Origin of the sequence: Pantoea sp. AS-PWVM4, from assembly GCF_000468095.1 — a bacterium.
GTDB classification, from domain to species: domain Bacteria; phylum Pseudomonadota; class Gammaproteobacteria; order Enterobacterales; family Enterobacteriaceae; genus Pantoea; species Pantoea phytobeneficialis.
Genome location: NZ_ASZC01000027.1, coordinates 31263 through 49834, shown reverse-complemented (window position 1 = coordinate 49834; position 18572 = coordinate 31263). Strand labels below are relative to the sequence as shown.

Annotated in this window: 6 protein-coding genes; 2 read left to right on the top strand and 4 right to left on the bottom strand. The window is 54.9% G+C overall.

Features of this window, described 5'->3' with window-relative positions; translation table 11 throughout:
* From L579_RS21275 to L579_RS21255, 4 genes are all read right to left on the bottom strand, one after another.
* The coding region (locus L579_RS21275) for an Ig-like domain-containing protein (protein WP_051337996.1) at window positions 1–11006 on the bottom strand (11006 nt) is incomplete at its 3' end.
* A gap of 236 nt (window positions 11007–11242) precedes the next feature.
* Window positions 11243–12004, bottom strand: coding sequence for an EAL domain-containing protein (locus tag L579_RS21265; protein WP_036627833.1), 762 nt, complete (start codon window positions 12002–12004; stop codon window positions 11243–11245).
* 714 nt (window positions 12005–12718) lie between these two features.
* Window positions 12719–14695, bottom strand: a complete 1977-nt coding sequence (gene speA / locus L579_RS21260; protein ID WP_071783608.1) for a biosynthetic arginine decarboxylase — start codon at window positions 14693–14695, stop codon at window positions 12719–12721.
* Between the two features lie 242 nt (window positions 14696–14937).
* Window positions 14938–15363, bottom strand: a complete 426-nt coding sequence (locus L579_RS21255; RefSeq protein WP_036627831.1) for a hypothetical protein — start codon at window positions 15361–15363, stop codon at window positions 14938–14940.
* A 128-nt stretch (window positions 15364–15491) separates the two neighbouring features.
* Between L579_RS21255 and metK the strand changes: the two genes are divergently transcribed.
* Both metK and L579_RS21245 read left to right on the top strand, forming a co-directional pair.
* A complete protein-coding gene (gene metK, locus L579_RS21250) occupies window positions 15492–16643 on the top strand; it encodes a methionine adenosyltransferase (RefSeq protein WP_021186208.1) in 1152 nt (383 codons plus the stop codon).
* Window positions 16644–17106: 463 nt separating this feature from the next.
* Complete coding sequence (locus tag L579_RS21245; RefSeq protein WP_036627829.1) at window positions 17107–18501, top strand: sugar porter family MFS transporter; 1395 nt, start codon at window positions 17107–17109, stop codon at window positions 18499–18501.
* Window positions 18502–18572: the final 71 nt, after the last annotated feature.

Sequence of the window (18572 nt, the reverse complement as noted above, 5' to 3'; positions counted from 1 at the left end):
GTGATGGTCAGCGTTGACGCCGCCGGGGCCGCCGTATCCACCGTCAGGGTGACGGAAGCGTTCGGGCTGACGTTGCCCGCCGCATCGGTCGCCGTGACGTTCAGGGTATGCGGACCATCGGCCAGGGTGCTGGTGGTGAAGCTCCACGCCCCGTTGCTGCCTGCCGTCACCGTACCCAGCAGGGTCGCGCCGTCGTAGATGCTGACCTTCGCACCCGCCTCCGCCGTACCGCTGAGCGCCGGGGTGTTGTCGTTGGTGGTGCCGTTATTGGCAATCGCCACCGGCGTGCTGCCGTTGTTGTTACTGGCCGCCAGCGTTACTGCCGCCGGAGCCGTGACATCAATCACCACGGTTGCCGAGCTGGATGCCACACTGACGTTACCTGCCGCATCCGTTGCCCTGACGGTAAATACATGGCTACCTTCCGGCAGTGTTGCGGTAGTGAAGCTCCAGGTGCCGCCCGCAGTGGTGATGGCCGTTCCCAGCACCGTGCTGCCGTCATAGATAGTGATGGTGCTGTTCGCTTCCGCCGTACCGCTGAGGGTTGGTGTGCTGTCGTTGGTGGATGCGCCGTTAGCAATCACGGTGTTAGTGGTGTCGTTGGTCACCACCAGCGTCGCGACATCCGGTGCGTGCGTATCAACCGTAAAGGTCACTGCCGCCGAGTTGGCGCTGGTATTACCGGCCGCATCGGTCGCCGTGACACTCAGCGTGTGGGAACCGTTGCTCAGGGTCGGCGTGTTATAACTCCAGACGCCCGACGCATTTGCCGTGGTCGATCCCACCACATTGGCACCATCATAAATGGTGATCACCGCATTGGCTTCAGACGTGCCAGTCAGCAATGGCGTGCTGTCGTTGGTTGAGGAACCGTCGGCAATCTCCACCACCGTACCACCGGTGTCCTTACTGACCACCAGATCATCCACTGCATCAGGTGCCGTGGTATCGACGGTGATATTGATGGTGCTCGACGTTGCACCTGGATTGCCAAGACCATCCACCGTTGTGATGAAAAGTGCATGGTCACCATCGGCTAACGCCGGACTAGGGGTAAAGGTCCACTGTCCACTGGCGTCAACCAGAACAGAACCCAGCACCGTCGCGCCATCGTGGATGGTGATCACATCATCCTCGGCAGCCAGACCGCTCAGCACAGGCGTGCTGTCTTTGGTATCCGCACCATCAGACAACGACACCAGGGTGCTACCGCTATCGTCGGTGATCTCCAGGGTACTGGTGGCCGGCGGCATTCCGGCGTTGATGGTAACGTCAAAAGCAGGTGAGGACGCCGCGCTGACGTTTCCTGCCGGATCAGTCACGGTGACCGTGAAGCTATGGGAACCATTACTCAATGCCGCTGGCGTAAAGCTCCATGCCCCTGCGGTTGCGGTGACGGTGCCCAACAACGTATTGCCATCGTAGATCGAAATCACATCGCCAGTCGTTGCACTGCCGCTCAGCGTCGGGGTGCTGTCATCGGTGGTATCACCGTTTGCCAGCTCACCGGTCTGTCCACCGGCATCATCCGTCACCACAAAATCGTTTATGGCATCCGGTGCAACGGTGTCGATAGTAACGGTGTAGTCAGCCGACAAGGCACTGGTGTTACCCGCCGCATCAGTTACCGAGACATTAAAGGTATAGGGACCATCAGTTAACGCGCTGGTTTCAAAGCGCCATGCACCGTTATCCCCTACCGTCGTGCTGCCAATTAACACATCATCCTGATAGATATTCACCGTGGTGCCTGCGGTGGCATTACCACGCAATACCGGCGTCTCGTCGTTGGTCGAACCGCCATTAGCGACCACGAACGGCGTAGTACCGTCGTTGTCGTAGATAGCAAAGTTGGTAACCGGATCAGGAGTTACCGTATTGACCGTCACGGTGACCGAGGTGGTCGAACTCACGTTTCCTGCCTCGTCAGTGACGGTAACATTCAACGTATGCGTGGCGTTCGAGAGGGTTGGCGTGGTGTAGTTCCAGTTACCATCACCGTCTGTCGTGGTGGTACCCAGCAACGTTGTTCCGTCATAAACCGAGATAATGCTGTCCGGTTCAGCGGTACCCACCAGCTCAGGGGTGTTATCGTTGGTGGCACCGCCATCAGGAATCACCACGGACGGCGTGCTGTCGTTATTTTGCAGTACCAGATCGCCAACCGGTTCCGGTGCAGTGGCATCTACCGCTACCGTAAAGGTGGTAGAGGCAGTGCTGACGTTGCCGTTCACATCGGTGACGGTGGCGCTCAGGGTATGCGAGCCATCAATCAGGGTTGGTGTACTGAAGCTCCAGTTGCCATCCGCATCTGCGGTGGTTGAACCAATCACTACGCTGCCATCATAGATGGTGATAATGCTGTTCTCTTCCGCCGTCCCCGTCAGCAACGGTGTGTTGTCATTGGTGGTGTCGCCATCAGCCAGTGGAACAGGCGTTGTTCCGTCGTCATTGCTGACCACAATACTGGTGGCAATTGGCGCACTGGTGTCCAGCGTGAAGTTGATGGGCGTTGACGCGTCACTGGTGTTGCCAGCCGCATCGGTGACGGTGACACTCAGGCTGTGCGATGTTCCGGTTAGCGTCGGTACACTGAAGCTCCACTGACCGTTGTTATCGACAGTTGCACTGCCAATGACGGTGCTGCCGTCACTGATGGTGACGACACTACCTGCCTCAGCACTTCCTGACAGCAGCGGTGTGCTGTCATTGGTCGTGCCGTTGTTCGGAATACCCACCGCCGTGGTACCGTTATCATTACTGAGCGTGATACCGGTTGCCACGTCTGGCGCGGTTGCATCGACCTGTACGCTGATGGTCGCAGGTGCACTGACGTTGCCGGCGGCATCTGTCGCGGTCACGCTCAGGGTATGAGAACCATCAGCCAATACGCTGGTGGTGTAACTCCAGGTTCCCGTGTTATCAACTACCAGCGAGCCAAGCACGCCGTTCTCATCGGAGATGGTGATGATATCCCCTTCTTCACCTGAACCACTGAGAACCGGGGTGTTGTCATTGGTTAACCCGCCATCCGGGATCGCCACAGAACCGCCACCAATATCGTTGCTCAGGGTAAGTTCGGCGATGGTCGGGACAACAGTATCAACGGTCACCGTCAGCGGATCGCTCACATCACTGACGTTTCCAGCGCTGTCCGTCACGGTGACGGTCAGACTATGCTCACCATCGGTCAGCGTTGGGGTGGTGAAGCTCCAGTTGCCATCGGCATCCACCAGCGCGGTTCCCAGCACGTTGCTGCCATCCGAAACCGTCACGATACTGTTCGCTTCTGCGGTACCGCTCAACACCGGGGTGTTGTCGTTAGTCGCGCCGCCAGCGGCAATCTCGGTATCGGTCTGGTCATTGGTCAGCAGGAGATTATCCGCTGCGTCAGGTGCTTCGCTGTCAATGGTGAAGCCGATAACAGCAGAGTTTGCGCTGGTGTTACCCGCCGGGTCAGTGACGGTGACACTGAGATTGTGTTCGCCTTGATCCAGTGCACCAGTGGTAAAGGTCCAGGTTCCATCGGTGCCGACCACCGTTGAGCCAAGCAACGTCGTGCCGTCATAGACATTAATGATGTTGCCCGCATCAGAGCTACCGGTGAGTTCCGGAGTAGGGTCATTCGTGAAGCCACCATCAGCAATCGGAACGAGGGTACTGCCTTCGTTATTGTTGACCACCAAATCGGCCACGGGATCCGGGGCTGCGGTATCGATGGTGATGGCGACTGCCGGTGAGGCAGGTCCGGTGTTTCCGGCAGCATCGGTGACGGTGGTGGTCAGACTGTGCGCGCCTTCACTCAATACCGGTGAAGTGAAACTCCAGTTGCCATCGCCATCGACCGTCGCCGTCCCCAGCACGTTACTGCCTTCCGCCACCGTGACCGTGCTGCCCGGTTCAGCGGTACCGCTCAACACCGGAGTCGTATCGTTGGTCGCCCCCGACGTGATCGGTACCAACGAACCGCTGGCATCAGAACTGAGTTGCAGGTTGCTGGCAGCCACTGGAGGCTGCGTATCAATGGTTACCGCCAGCGGATCGGACGCGGTGCTGACATTACCTGCCGTGTCGGTGACCGTCACGGTCAGGCTGTGATCGCCGTCTGTCAGCGTTGGCGTGGTGAACGTCCAGTTGCCATCGATATCGGTCAGGGCGGTCCCCAGCACATTGCTGCCATCTGAAACCGTCACAATGCTGTTGGCTTCAGCCGTGCCACTCAACACCGGGGTGTTGTCGTTAGTCGCTCCGCCTGCCGCAATCGGTGTATCGGTCGCGTCATTGGTGAGTTGCAGATTATCCGCCGGATCGGGCGCTTCGCTGTCCACGGTGAAATCTATGGTGTCAGAGTTAGCACTGGTGTTTCCGGCAGCGTCGCTGACCGTGACGCTCAGGCTATGTGCGCCCTGGTCCAGTTCTGGGGTGATATAGCTCCATGTGCCGTCCGCACCAACGGATGTTGAGCCCAACAACGTCGTGCCATCGTAGACATTGACGATGCTGCCCGCCTCCGCCGTACCGGTCAGCTCCGGTGTCGCATCATTGGTGAGATTACCCTCAGTGATCGGCACCAGCGTACTGCCTTCGTTGTTGTTGACCACCAGATCAGTCACAGCATCCGGTGCAGCGGTATCGATATCGAAATTCACCACAGAGGAGGATGGGCCGATGTTACCTGCGGCATCGGTCACCGTGATACTCAACGCATGGCTGCCATCCAGTAACGGCGTGGTAATGAAACTCCAGTTACCACTGCCATCGGTGGTCACACTGCCAATCACATCGGTGCCATCGTAAATGGTGATCAGGCTATTCGCCTCTGCCGTACCGCTCAGTTCCGGTGAGTTGTCGTTAGTCAGCCCCCCGTTGGTGATTGGGACGTCGGTGCTGCCATTATTGTTGTTGAGAACAAAGTCGGCGGCGTCTGGTGCCGTGGTATCAACGGTCAACGCCACCATATTACTCGGCGCGCTCACATTTCCGGCCAGATCGGTCTCCGTGACCATCAGATTGTGATCGCCATCGGTCAGGGTTTGCGGCGTGAAGTTCCAGCTACCGGTGGTTGCATCCGCCTGTACCGAACCGATCACCGCCATATTGTCGTAAATGGTGATGATGCTGCCCGCTTCTGCCGTACCGCTCAAGGTTGGCGTGCTGTCACCGGTCAGACCGTTAAGCGTATCGCCATTGTCATTTTCTGCCGTCAGATTGGTTACCGGATCGGGCGCGGTGGTATCCACAGTGACAAGGATAGGATCGGAGGCATCGCCAGTATTGCCGGCCGCATCGGTTACGGTCGTCGTCAGGCTGTGATCACCTTCATCCAGTGCCGGAGAGGTAAAGCTCCAGTTACCGTCACCATCTACAGTCGCGGTTCCCAACACGTTAGCGCCATCAGAAACTGTCACGGTACTACCCGGCTCCGCCGTACCACTCAATATCGGCGTGGTATCGTTGGTCGCACCCGTGGTAATCGGCACCAGCGTGCCACTGGTATCGCTACTGAGTTGTAAGTTATCGGCTGCCGCCGGGGCAGTCGTATCAATGGTGACCGCGATCGGATCGGATGCTGGGCTGGCATTGCCTGCCGGATCGGTCACGATGGCTGTCAGGCTATGATCACCTTCATCCAACGCAGGGGTGGTAAAGCTCCAGTTTCCGTCGCCATCTACGGTCGCCGTTCCCAGCACGTTAGTGCCATCGGACACCGTGACCGTGCTACCCGGCTCCGCCGTGCCACTTAATACCGGCGTGGTATCACTGGTACTGCTCCCTGCTGCAATCGGTACGGAGGTACCACCGGAATCATTACTGAGTTGCAGACCACTGGCCGCAACCGGTGGTTGGGTATCCACTGAGAACGCCAGCGGATCAGAGGCTGTACTGGTGTTTCCTGCCGGATCGGTGACGGTGGCCGTCAGACTGTGATCGCCTTCTGCCAGCACAGGGGTGGTGAAGCTCCAGTTACCATCACCGTCAACCGTGGTGGTTCCCAGCACTGTGTCACCATCTGACACGGTAACGGTACTGCCTGGCTCTGCCGTGCCGCTTAATACCGGCGTGGTGTCGTTAGTCGCACCACCCGCAGCTACCGGCACAGACGTACCACTTGAATCATTGCTGAGTTGCACACCATCTACGGGATCGGGTGCGGTGGTATCGATGGTGATCGCAAGCGGGTCCGAAGCATCGCTGGTATTACCCGCGGGGTCGGTCACCGTCGCTGTCAGGCTATGATCACCTTCATCCAGCGCAGGGGTGGTAAAGCTCCAGTTACCATTGCCATCTACGGTCGCCGTTCCCAGCACGTTAGTGCCATCAGACACCGTCACCGTGCTTCCTGGCTCCGCCGTACCACTCAATATCGGCGTGGTATCGTTGGTGGTGCCGGCAGTGACGGGGACCGATGTCCCGGTGACATCGCTGCTGAGTTGCAAGCCCGTCGCTACATCAGGTGCGGTGGTGTCAACGGTGAAATCAATGGCCGCAGAAGGCGGGCTGGTGTTGCCTGCCGGATCGGTCACGGTCGCCGTCAGACTATGATCACCCTCACCCAGAGCGGGGGTAATAAAACTCCAGTTACCGTCGTTATCCACCGTGGTGGTGCCCAGCACATCGTTACCGTCAGAAACGGTAATGATGCTGCCCGGATCGGCGGTTCCACTCAGTACCGGGGTGGTATCATTCGTCGCCCCACCAGCAGCAACTGGCACCGGTGTGCCACCATTGTTATTACTGAGTTGAACATCACCCGCAATGGCTGGCGCGGTGGTGTCAATGGTGACAGTGACCGGATCTGAAGCCGGACCGGTATTCCCTGCCGCATCGGTCACCGTTGCCGTCAGGCTGTGATCGCCTTCGCCCAGTGGGCCAGGTGTAAAGCTCCAGTTGCCATTACTGCCAACGGTGGCGGTCCCCAGCACGGTGTCGCCATCGGAAATGGTCACGGTGCTGCCCGGCTCCGCTGTTCCCGTTAACACCGGTGTGGTGTCGTTGGTGACGCCGCCGTCCGCAACAGGTACCGGTGTCCCGCTCAGGTCATTACTGAGTTGCAGGCCGCTCGCCGCTTCTGGTGCGGTGGTGTCTACCGTGACGGCGATAGGGCTGGAAGCCAGGCCGGTATTGCCCGCCGTATCGGTCACCGTGGTGGTCAGGCTATGATCGCCCTCATCCAGTGCAGGGGTGGTGTAGCTCCAGTTACCGTCGCTATCGGTGATCGCGGTACCCAGCACAGTATCGCCGTCAGAAATGGTGACAGTGCTGCCGGGTTCGGCGGTACCGCTAAGTACCGGCGTCGTGTCATTAGTCGCACCCGACGTGATCGGTACTGCTGTGCCGCTCGTGTCATTGCTCAGTTGCAGGTTGTCAGCAACCGCTGGCGGCGTGGTATCTACGGTGAACACAAACGGATCGGTGGGTTCGCTGGTGTTACCCGCCTGGTCGGTCACGGTGGTGGTCAGGCTATGCTCACCTTCCGTCAATGTGGGTAGCGTGAAGCTCCAGTTACCGTCGTTATCCACTGTGGCCGTGCCCAGCAAATTGTCACCGTCCTGGATGGTCACGATGCTGCCGGGTTCCGCACTGCCACTCAGTACCGGGGTGTTGTCATTGGTTGCGCTACCCGGTTCGATCGGCACCGGAGTACCGCTTTCGTCATTACTGAGCTGCAATCCGCCCGCGGCACCTGTCGCCACCGTGTCGATGGTGATGGTGATGGTGTCAGAATTGGTAATGTTGCCGTTGATATCCGTGATGGTGGCCTGGAAGGCATGCGATCCATCAACCAGCGTGCCAGGCGTGAAGACCCACTGACCATTACTGTCAGCAGTGACGCTGCCCAGTACGGTGGTGCCGTCATACAGGGTGATCAGGTTGCCTGCACCCGCCAGGCCACTCAGCACCGGCGTGCTGTCATGGGTAAAATCGCCATCAGCCAACTGCACCAGGGTGTTGCCGCTATCATCCGTTACCTGGAGAGAGCTGGTTGCCGCTGGCAGATCGGCATTGATGGTCACGTTGAACGGCGTGGTTGTCGGACTAACATTACCGGCCGCATCGGTCACCGTAACGGTCAGGCTGTGATTGCCGTTGGTTAACGCGTCCGGTGTGAAGCTCCAGTTGCCGTCACTGCCCACGGTGACAGTACCCAATAACGTATCGCCATCGTAAACGCTGACGACGGTATTCGCCTCGGCCTGACCACTCAGGGTTGGCGTGCTGTCATCACTGAATCCACCCGACGTAAGGGGTCCCTGACTGTCGCCCACATCATCGGTCACCGTCAGGCCGCTGGCTGCCGCAGGCGGTACGGTATCAACGGTAAAACTGATGGGATCGGACGCCGGGCTGGTGTTGCCCGCCGCATCGCTCACCGTGGTGGTCAGACTGTGGTTGCCATCACTCAGCACTGGAGTCGTGAAGCTCCAACTGCCATCGCTGCCGACTGTTGCCGTGCCAAGCACCGTGTTACCGTCGGAAATAGTGACGGTGCTGCCGGGTTCAGCCGTGCCGCTCAATTGCGGAGAACTGTCGTTGGTGGCACCACCCGCCGCAATCGGAACGACAGCACTGCCGTTATTGTCGCCGAGCTGCAAATCACCGGCCGCCGCCGGTGCCTGGGTATCAATGACGATATTGATGGTGATGGAGTCAGTGACGTTGCTGTTAACATCCGTGATGGTGGCATGGAACGAATGTGGACCATCATCCAGCGTGGTCGGGGTAAAGCTCCATTGCCCGTTGCTGCCTGCCACCACGCTGCCTAACAAAGTTGTGCCGTCATACAGGGTGATCAGGGTATTCGCACCAGCCAGACCGCTTAACACCGGCGTGCTGTCCTGAGTGTTGGCACCATTGGCCAGTTGTACCAGGGTATTGCCGCTGTCATCGGTGACCTGCAATGAACTGGTCGCCGGAGGCAAATCTGCCGCAACGACTGCATCGAACGCAGGTGTGGCAGGGCTGACATTACCTGCGCTATCGGTCACTGTCACCGTCAGGCTGTGGCTACCATTGGTCAGCGCCGGAGTAGTAAAGCTCCAGTTGCCATTCACGTCGGTGGTGGTTTGCCCCAGCAACGTCGTGCCGTCATACACACTGATCACGCTATTGGGCTCAGCCTGACCGCTCAGAGTCGGCGTGTTGTCATCGGTGGAGACACCCGAGGTGATCGGCCCCTGACTGTCGCCCACGTTGTCAGTTACCGTCAGGCCGCTAGCCGCCGCTGGTGGCGTAGTATCGACGATAAAATTGATGGGATCGGATGCCGGGCTGGTGTTCCCCGCCGGGTCGCTCACGGTGGTGGTCAGGCTGTGTTGCCCCTCACCCAACGCCGGGGTGGTGAAACTCCAGTTGCCATCATTGCCGACAACCACCGTACCGAGCACGGTGGTGCCATCAGAAATGGTGACGGTACTGCCCGGTTCAGCCGTACCCGTCAACACCGGGGTGGTGTCATTGGTTGATCCCCCCGCAGGTACCGGTATCACGGTGCTGCCTTCGTTGTTACCGAGTTGCAAATCACCGGCCGCTTCCGGGGCCACCGTATCAATAATGATATGAATAGTGTTGGAGTCAGTCACATTGCCGTTAGCATCTGTGATGGTGGCATGAAAGGTATGTGTTCCATCGGCCAGCGTGCCTGGGGTAAACACCCATTGCCCATCCGTGCCAGCCACGACGCTACCCAACAAGGTATTTCCGTCATACAGGGTAATAAGGGCGTTTGCCGTTGCCAGCCCCGTCAGTACCGGGGTGGTGTCACGCGTGCTGGATCCATCAAGCAACTGTACCAGGGTGTTGCCGCTGTCATCCGTCACCTGCAATGACGTGGTGGCTGGTGGGAAGCCTGCCGCAATGTTGACATCAAACGCCGGGGTTGCCGGGCTGACATTCCCCGCCGCATCCGTCACGGTAACGGTGAGGCTATGGCTACCGTTGCTCAGCGCCGGGGTGGTAAAGCTCCAGCTACCGTTCGCATCTGCCACGGCACTGCCCAACAGCGTCTGACCATCATAGATTTTGATGATGCTATTGGCTTCAGCCTGGCCGCTTAAGGTGGGTGTGTTGTCATCTGTGGTCGCGCCGGAAGTCAGTGGCCCCTGACTCCCCCCGACATCGTCTGTCACCACCAAAGCGCTGGCAGCTACCGGTGCCACGGTATCGACAACGAAGTTGATAGGATCAGATGCGGCGCTGGTATTGCCCGCAGCATCGGTAACGGTTGTGGTAATACTGTGAGATCCATCCGCCAGCGTTGGCGTGGTGAAGCTCCAGCTGCCATCTGCGCCGACCACCACGGTGCCCAGCAAGGTCGACCCGTCGTAAATGCTGACGATGCTGCCCGCTTCAGCCGTTCCGCTTAAGGTCGGCGTATTGTCATCGGTGTTGGTGCCACTGGTAATCGCTCCCTGAATAGCGCCGGCATTATCGGTCAGAACAAGGTTACTGGCCGTGCCGGGTGCGGTGGTATCGCCGCCACCGCCGGGATTGGTACCACCACCACCGGGATTAGTGCCACCACCGCCGGGATTGGTGCCGCCACCGCCGTTATCACCGCCGCCAGCATTATTGCTACCCCCTTCGGAACCACCACTGCCTGTGGTTCCCGCAAACATCGCACCAAGCCCCGCCAGCAGTGCACCTCCCATACCAAAGGCGGCAATGGCGTTATCATGGGTGGTATTTGCTGCTAACAGGCCATCGGTACTGTCGATAGAAACATACTGGAAGCCATCACCACCAGGATTCTCCACCCACCATAAAGCGCCCTTGTCATCCTGTAGCACAAGGTCACTTTCGCCATTCGGCCCATAAAAATTATGAATAACAAGATGTTCACCCGACTTCGTTGTAATAACGAGGTCATTACCATTGCGTGTGTAAGATTTAATATCTGATTGATTCAGATTGAGTTTAACCAAACTCGGAGTGGTTAACGTCACTTCGCTTCCGTTAGTCAGCGAGGCGATCGTGCCTCCTTTAGGCGTTACTGAGATATTATTCATTTTCTCTATATTCCACCGAGGTTATTAGAATCCATAAAAACGCCCGAAATCCGCAGATCCCGGTCTCACCAGTGAATAAACGTTGGATATTCACTCTTTCTCTTTGACGACCTCATACATGCTGATGATGAAATCGTACTGAGCCTTGTTAAGCCGCCATCCTGGTAATGGGGACGTTTTATTTCTTAAAATAACAACGGGGAAAATATCGTTTTTATCTATTGGCACTGCGTGAACTACATGAAACTCCTTAAATTCTTTTTTTGGCACAGGTGTTTTCCGCATGGATCGGAGGTGCTGGTGGCGCCCCATGATTTATTAATAAAATCATCAAGATATACGCCATCCCAATGATAACCCTGCATACCGTATATCGCTTTATGCGCCAGAATCTCGATATGACGTTGATTCTCAACACCCTCAATAATCACGCCACTGCATAAATCGTTGAGATGGCCTAACAACAGATCAAATATATGGCTTTCGCCATGCTGCCAAAAAAACGCTTTATCAATCTTGACACACTCAAATATTCCGCTACTCATCATAGTGAGGCTGGAATATCCCGGACCAAAGTCATCCAGCCATAAGGGCGCAATTTTTGCCAACCCCTTTAAAATTAATAGATCTGCACGAGTAAAGCGGGCGATGAAAAATGCGGATATTTCAAAGCGAAAGAAAGGCAACAGTGCCAGTCTTTGTTGAGTTTTTTCATCAGAAAAAATGCTGGAAACAATATCCCTGTTAATGTTCACACTAATGATCTGCCGGAATCCCTTTTGATAGAGTCGCTCCAGTTGATCTATTTGTCGCAGGAATAGTTGCCATTTCTGCTCCACGGGTAAGTGGCTGAAAAAACCCGCTTCTCTTGCCGGATTCCTCACATGCTTAATATCAGCATCGTCCACAAAGCGCGTCAGTAATTCCCAGGCAAAAAGGTTGCCGGATAATCCGTAAACAGGTTCCAGTATAAAAGTGTATTGTTGCGGATTGCTCATCAACGCGCCCTTTTGCCACGATCTGACGCACCTTAAATGTCAGAATTTCTCATGTTAAACACAAGGAAAACATTGGTAAAACTTAACACCTTAACTGAAGGTTAACGTATAACTTACAGTTTGAGAAATAGGTTAAGCCAAGACATTCGCACATTTTGATAGGAATGGCGTATTGATTTTCATCTTGCAGCCGGTGAAATTATGACAACCGTTTCAGACAATTCCTGGAAAAAATAATGTTTTCTCCCACCTTGACAGAAATGCAATCATATTAACTATTTGATTTTAATTTAAAAATAACACATGAATGGTTGATTTTTGGATTTCTTTTGTCAAAGTTACAGAATCGGTATGAGAAGATTTTTTCCAAAAAGCGTCGAAAAACATTTAGTTAATAACAGTTATTATTTCACCACCAATGATCAAATTTTAATTATGCATAAAAAATATAACATAACAGAAAACCTGCTTTATAAGGCCAAATGACCTTACTAAATTAATGGGTGTTTCCCGTATGTAATGGATTGCGGCTTCGCTTTTTCAAATAAATGAATAAGATAGCGACGTTGTGTCTGTGCCATTCCTTCTTTAAATGACAAGAGAAATTACCACGGTGATCACGATCGCAATTTTAATAAAAAAGACAGGAGTGAAAAAATAGCGTAGAAATAAATGGACCGGGCCACGAACGTGGCCCGGTGAAGAGACGATTAATTATTCGTCTTCAAGATAGGTATAACCGTACAAGCCGCTCTCAAATTCTTCCAGGAACTGCGCACGCAGATCTTCGTCTATATCGGTTTGCTTCACCTGATTACGGAACAGCGTCATCAGTTCTGCCGGGTTGAGCTGCACATATTCCAGCATATCTGCCACTGTATCGCCTTCATCTGAAAGCTGAACTTCCACGCTGCCATCCTGGAAAGCAAACACGTCAACCGCTTCGGTATCGCCAAACAGGTTATGCATGTTGCCGAGAATTTCCTGATACGCGCCCACCATAAAGAAGCCCAGCATCGGCGGGTTGTCGATATCGTATTCCGGCATCGGCATGGTGGTGGCAATGCCGTCGCCATCCACATAGTGATCGATAGTGCCATCTGAATCGCAGGTGATGTCGAGTAGCACCGCACGACGTTGCGGCATTTTGTTCAACCCTTCCAGCGGTAACACCGGGAAGAGTTGATCGATACCCCAGGCATCCGGCATCGACTGGAACAGCGAGAAGTTGACGTAAATCTTGTCAGCCATACGCTCCTGCAACTCATCGATAATCGGGCGATGAGCACGGTTGCTCGGATCAAGGTGCTGCTGGATGTAATGACAGATGCTGAGGTAAAGCTGTTCCGCCCAGGCGCGCTGACGCAGATCATAAGTGCCGGACGAGTAACCGGTATGGATGTCAAACAGATCCATCTGGCTGTCGTGCAACCACTCACGCAGCGAGCGACGCACGTTCGGTTCGTGCATCTCCTGCCAGGTATCCCACATGCTCTGGATTGGGCGTGGCGCATCTACATCCGGCGCTTCCGGGTTGCTAAATTCGTTGCGCTCAACACCAATAATATTGGACACCAGTACGGTGTGATGTGCGGTTACCGCACGACCCGATTCGGTAATCACCGTAGGATGTTCAAGGCCGTGTTCATCACAGGCATCACCAATCGCCCAAATCACGTTGTTAGCGTATTCATTCAGGCCGTAGTTAACCGAGCAATCGGACTGTGAACGTGTTCCTTCATAATCGACGCCCAGACCGCCGCCGACGTCAAAACATTTGATGTTAACGCCAAGCTTCGCCAGCTCTACATAGAAGCGGGCTGACTCACGCACCCCGGTAGCGATATCGCGAATATTCGCCATCTGCGAACCGAGGTGGAAATGCAGCAATTGCAGGCTATCGATACGACCCGCTTTACGCATGATCTCCACCAACTGCAACACCTGCGACGCCGCCAGACCAAATTTGGATTTCTCACCGCCGCTCGACTGCCATTTACCGGAGCCTTGCGATGCCAGACGGGCACGAATACCTAGGCGAGGCACGACATTCAGCCGTTCTGCCTCTTCCAGCACCATGCGTACCTCAGTCATCTTCTCGATCACCAGATACACCTTGTGACCGAGTTTCTCACCAATCAACGCCAGACGTATGTATTCGCGGTCTTTGTAGCCGTTACAGACGATAACGGTTCGGGTTTTACCCGCATGCGCCAGTACCGCCATCAGTTCCGCCTTGGAACCAGCTTCCAGCCCCAGCGGTTCGCCGGAGTTGACCAGCGACTCAATCACACGTTTGTGCTGGTTTACCTTGATGGGATACACCAGGAAGTAGTCACCTTTATACCCGTAGGATTCGCGGGCACGTTTGAAGGCACCGTTAATCGAACGCAGACGGTGCTGCAAAATCTGTGGGAAGCAAAACAGCGCGGGCAGGCGCTGACCATCAGCTTCACGCTCTTTCACCAGTTTGGCGAGGTCGACACGAACTTCCGGCATGTCCGGATCCGGGCACACGCTGATGTGGCCCAATTCGTTGACGTCGTAATAGTTATTGCCCCACCAGGCAATATTGTAGGTGCGCAGCATTCGGCTCGCTTCCTGATCATTCATCGCCACCTCCTGCATGGAGCGGAGTACACCCTGTTCGCCAGCTGACGAACCCTTGATATTCTTCATGTCGTCAGACATCACGAACCTCAATTTTCCGTTGAAATATGAAAAAGTTGCCGGGTTTTGTCGTTATTACGCCGGGATAAAATTGCCCCATTCTGCCTGCTTATCCTCAAGAGCTGCTGACGTTAAGTGTAAAACACCAGGCCGGGATGCGTGCAACCGTGCCAGAAATAGCCTGGCAGTGCCATCATCACCCGAGCGTGAAAAAAATCACCAAGATTGTGGGAACAAGTTAGCCGGCGCTCGTGTCGGGATAATTACCGCAACGAACAAAACTTCGACTGGAGTGAAAAACAGAAGTGGAAATGGAAAGGATTGCCAGCGCGCACGTTGAGCGCAGTGAACCGTAAAAAGAGAAAGGGTGGTTCATTACTTTTATCACCTCCAACGCATGGGGAAAACATGCGGGAAACGGCCTGGGTGAAAGCCAGATACACACATATCTGACGGGCGCGACGCACGGCGGCGTCATCCTTTTGGGCTGTGGTCGACAGCAGCGGCGATTTATACAGCCTGACGCATAAAATTGCAAAAGCTTTTGCCAGAGCGGCCGATACCCAGATCAATACGGTGATCCGTGTCAGGAAAATTTTCCAGTTCAGCTGTTGCGTAAAATGCGGAAACAGAAAAAGGGCTGGTAATTCGCTCAGTGAGTAACCTAAAATAGCCGTCCAGATGGTCATCCATCTAAACTGGTTAACATCCAAGCTTTCTTACTGCTCGCGGCTTTGCCTGAAGGGGCGTCGAGCCTGGCACAACCTCGCTTACGCTATGCAGTCGAATTCAAACCATTTGTAAGGTAAAGAACAGAATGGCTAAACACCTTTTTACGTCTGAGTCCGTATCAGAAGGACATCCTGATAAAATCGCTGACCAAATTTCTGACGCCGTGCTCGACGCCATCCTTGAACAGGATCCGAAAGCTCGTGTGGCCTGCGAAACTTACGTGAAAACCGGTATGGTGCTGGTTGGCGGTGAAATCACCACCAGCGCATGGGTTGATATCGAAGAGATCACCCGTAATACCGTTCGTGAAATTGGCTATGTTCATTCCGATATGGGCTTCGATGCCAACTCTTGCGCAGTACTGAGCGCCATTGGTAAACAGTCTCCGGACATCAACCAGGGCGTTGACCGTACCGACCCGCTGGAACAAGGTGCCGGTGACCAGGGCCTGATGTTTGGCTACGCCACCAACGAAACTGACGTACTGATGCCTGCTCCGGTGACCTATGCGCACCGTCTGGTCCAGCGTCAGGCTGAAGTACGTAAAAACGGCACCCTGCCGTGGCTGCGTCCGGATGCAAAAAGCCAGATCACTTTCCAGTACGATGGCGGTAAAATTGTCGGTATCGATGCCGTGGTACTGTCGACTCAGCACGCGGAAGAGATTTCCCAGACTGACCTGCGTGAAGCGGTAATGGAAGAGATCATCAAGCCGGTTCTGCCGACTGAGTGGATCAACGCCAGCACCAAATACCACATTAACCCGACTGGCCGTTTCGTTATCGGTGGCCCAATGGGTGACTGCGGTCTGACCGGTCGTAAAATCATCGTGGATACCTACGGCGGCATGGCGCGTCACGGCGGCGGTGCTTTCTCTGGTAAAGATCCATCGAAGGTTGACCGTTCTGCGGCTTACGCAGCACGCTACGTGGCAAAAAACATTGTTGCTGCTGGCCTGGCTGACCGTTGTGAGATCCAGGTTTCCTACGCAATCGGCGTGGCAGAACCGACATCGATCATGGTGGAAACTTTCGGTACTGAGAAAGTGGCAACCGAGCAACTGACCCTGCTGGTACGTGAGTTCTTTGACCTGCGTCCGTACGGTCTGATCCAGATGATGGACCTGCTGAAGCCTATCTACAAAGAAACTGCCGCTTACGGTCACTTTGGCCGCGAACACTTCCCGTGGGAAAAAACCGACAAAGCTGCACAGCTGCGCGAAGCTGCTGGTTTGTAAGTTTTTACCCCTGCGGTTCAATTAAGGGAGGCCAATGGCCTCCCTTACTATTTCTCACACCCGTAGCGGCGCGATAAATCGCGCATTTTTTTCGTGCCAGAAACCAAAGCGCGCGATAAATCGCGTCGTTACATTTCGCGTCAGCTTTTCCATTAACAACAAATTGTTAACGATTACATTTTGAAACGCTTTAAATATCTGAGATTTAGGAATTTTGCAGCGTGGTTATTCCAGTAAAAATGCGTTATTTTCAGCGTCGTCTGATAGCCGATATTTAGAATGATGTCAGAAACTTAAAGGGTGCTATACCTTACTGGTTACAGAACCATTTTGGGCGAAAAATGCTGAATGACAGGGATTCAGCGAGTGTAACCGATTACATTCATGTGATCTTCCTCACTTTTTCCCGCAAGCAGGTTCCTTAACATTGATAAAAACAACGATAGATAAATTTGGAGGCAATATGCCTGGCAATACTCATAAAAGCAGAACCTCAAATAAGGCGATGACCTTGTTTGTCTGCTTTCTCGCGGCTCTGGCCGGCCTGCTGTTCGGTCTGGATATCGGCGTTATCGCTGGTGCCCTGCCCTTTATCGCTAAAGATTTTAACGTTACCGCCCACCAGCAAGAGTGGATCGTCAGCTCGATGATGTTTGGTGCAGCAGTGGGTGCTATCGGCAGCGGCTGGATGTCATCACAACTGGGTCGTAAAAAAAGCCTGATGGCCGGTGCCATTCTGTTTGTGATTGGCTCCCTGTGGTCAGCCTTTGCACCCAACCCGGAAATGCTGATTGTTGCCCGTGTGGTACTCGGTCTGGCAGTCGGTGTAGCGTCTTATACGGCGCCACTGTATTTGTCTGAAATCGCACCGGAAAAAATCCGCGGCAGTATGATCTCCCTGTATCAGCTGATGATCACCATCGGTATTCTGGCCGCGTACCTGTCCGACACCGCGTTCAGTGACGCGGGTGCATGGCGCTGGATGCTGGGCGTCATCACCATTCCGGCAATCCTGCTGTTGGTAGGCGTGGTATTTCTGCCAAACAGCCCGCGTTGGCTGGCGGCGAAGGGTAACTTCCGCGATGCGCAGCGCGTGCTCGATCGCCTGCGTGACACCAGCGAGCAGGCCAAACGCGAGTTGGATGAAATCCGCGAAAGCCTGAAGATCAAACAGTCAGGCTGGCAGTTGTTCCAGAGCAACAGCAACTTCCGTCGCGCGGTATTCCTTGGCGTGCTGTTGCAGGTGATGCAGCAGTTCACCGGTATGAACGTCATCATGTACTACGCACCGAAAATCTTTGAAATCGCGGGCTTCGCCAACACCACACAACAAATGTGGGGCACGGTGATTGTCGGTCTGGTCAACGTCCTGGCAACCTTTATCGCTATTGGCCTGGTGGATCGCTGGGGCCGTAAACCTACACTGGTGCTGGGTTTCCTGGTGATGGCAGCCGGTATGGGTATCCTTGGTAGCATGCTGCATGTCGGTATTCACTCAGCCGGTGCGCAGTACTTCGCGGTGGCGATGCTGCTGATGTTTATCGTCGGCTTCGCCATGAGCGCCGGTCCGCTGATTTGGGTACTGTGCTCTGAAATCCAGCCGCTGAAAGGCCGTGACTTCGGTATCACCGTCTCAACAGCGACCAACTGGATTGCCAACATGATCGTCGGTGCCACCTTCCTGACCATGCTGAACTCACTGGGCAACGCGCCGACCTTCTGGGTCTACGCCGGACTCAACGTGTTCTTTATCCTGCTGACGCTCGTGCTGATCCCTGAGACCAAAAACGTCTCGCTGGAGCACATCGAACGCAACCTGCTGTCGGGTAAAAAACTGCGTGAAATCGGTCAGGAATGATCGAAACATGGCGAACAAGGGCTGCCTGCGGGCGGCCCTTTTTTATGGCGCATCCCGCAGCAGTTGAGTTC

Bases quoted from the DNA above. Each gene is read 5' to 3' on its own strand.
- L579_RS21265 (WP_036627833.1), bottom strand. From the start codon at position 12,004: ATGAGCAATCCGCAACAATACACTTTTATACTGGAACCTGTTTACGGA.
- speA (WP_071783608.1), bottom strand. From the start codon at position 14,695: ATGTCTGACGACATGAAGAATATCAAGGGTTCGTCAGCTGGCGAACAG.
- L579_RS21255 (WP_036627831.1), bottom strand. From the start codon at position 15,363: ATGACCATCTGGACGGCTATTTTAGGTTACTCACTGAGCGAATTACCA.
- metK (WP_021186208.1), top strand. From the start codon at position 15,492: ATGGCTAAACACCTTTTTACGTCTGAGTCCGTATCAGAAGGACATCCT.
- L579_RS21245 (WP_036627829.1), top strand. From the start codon at position 17,107: ATGCCTGGCAATACTCATAAAAGCAGAACCTCAAATAAGGCGATGACC.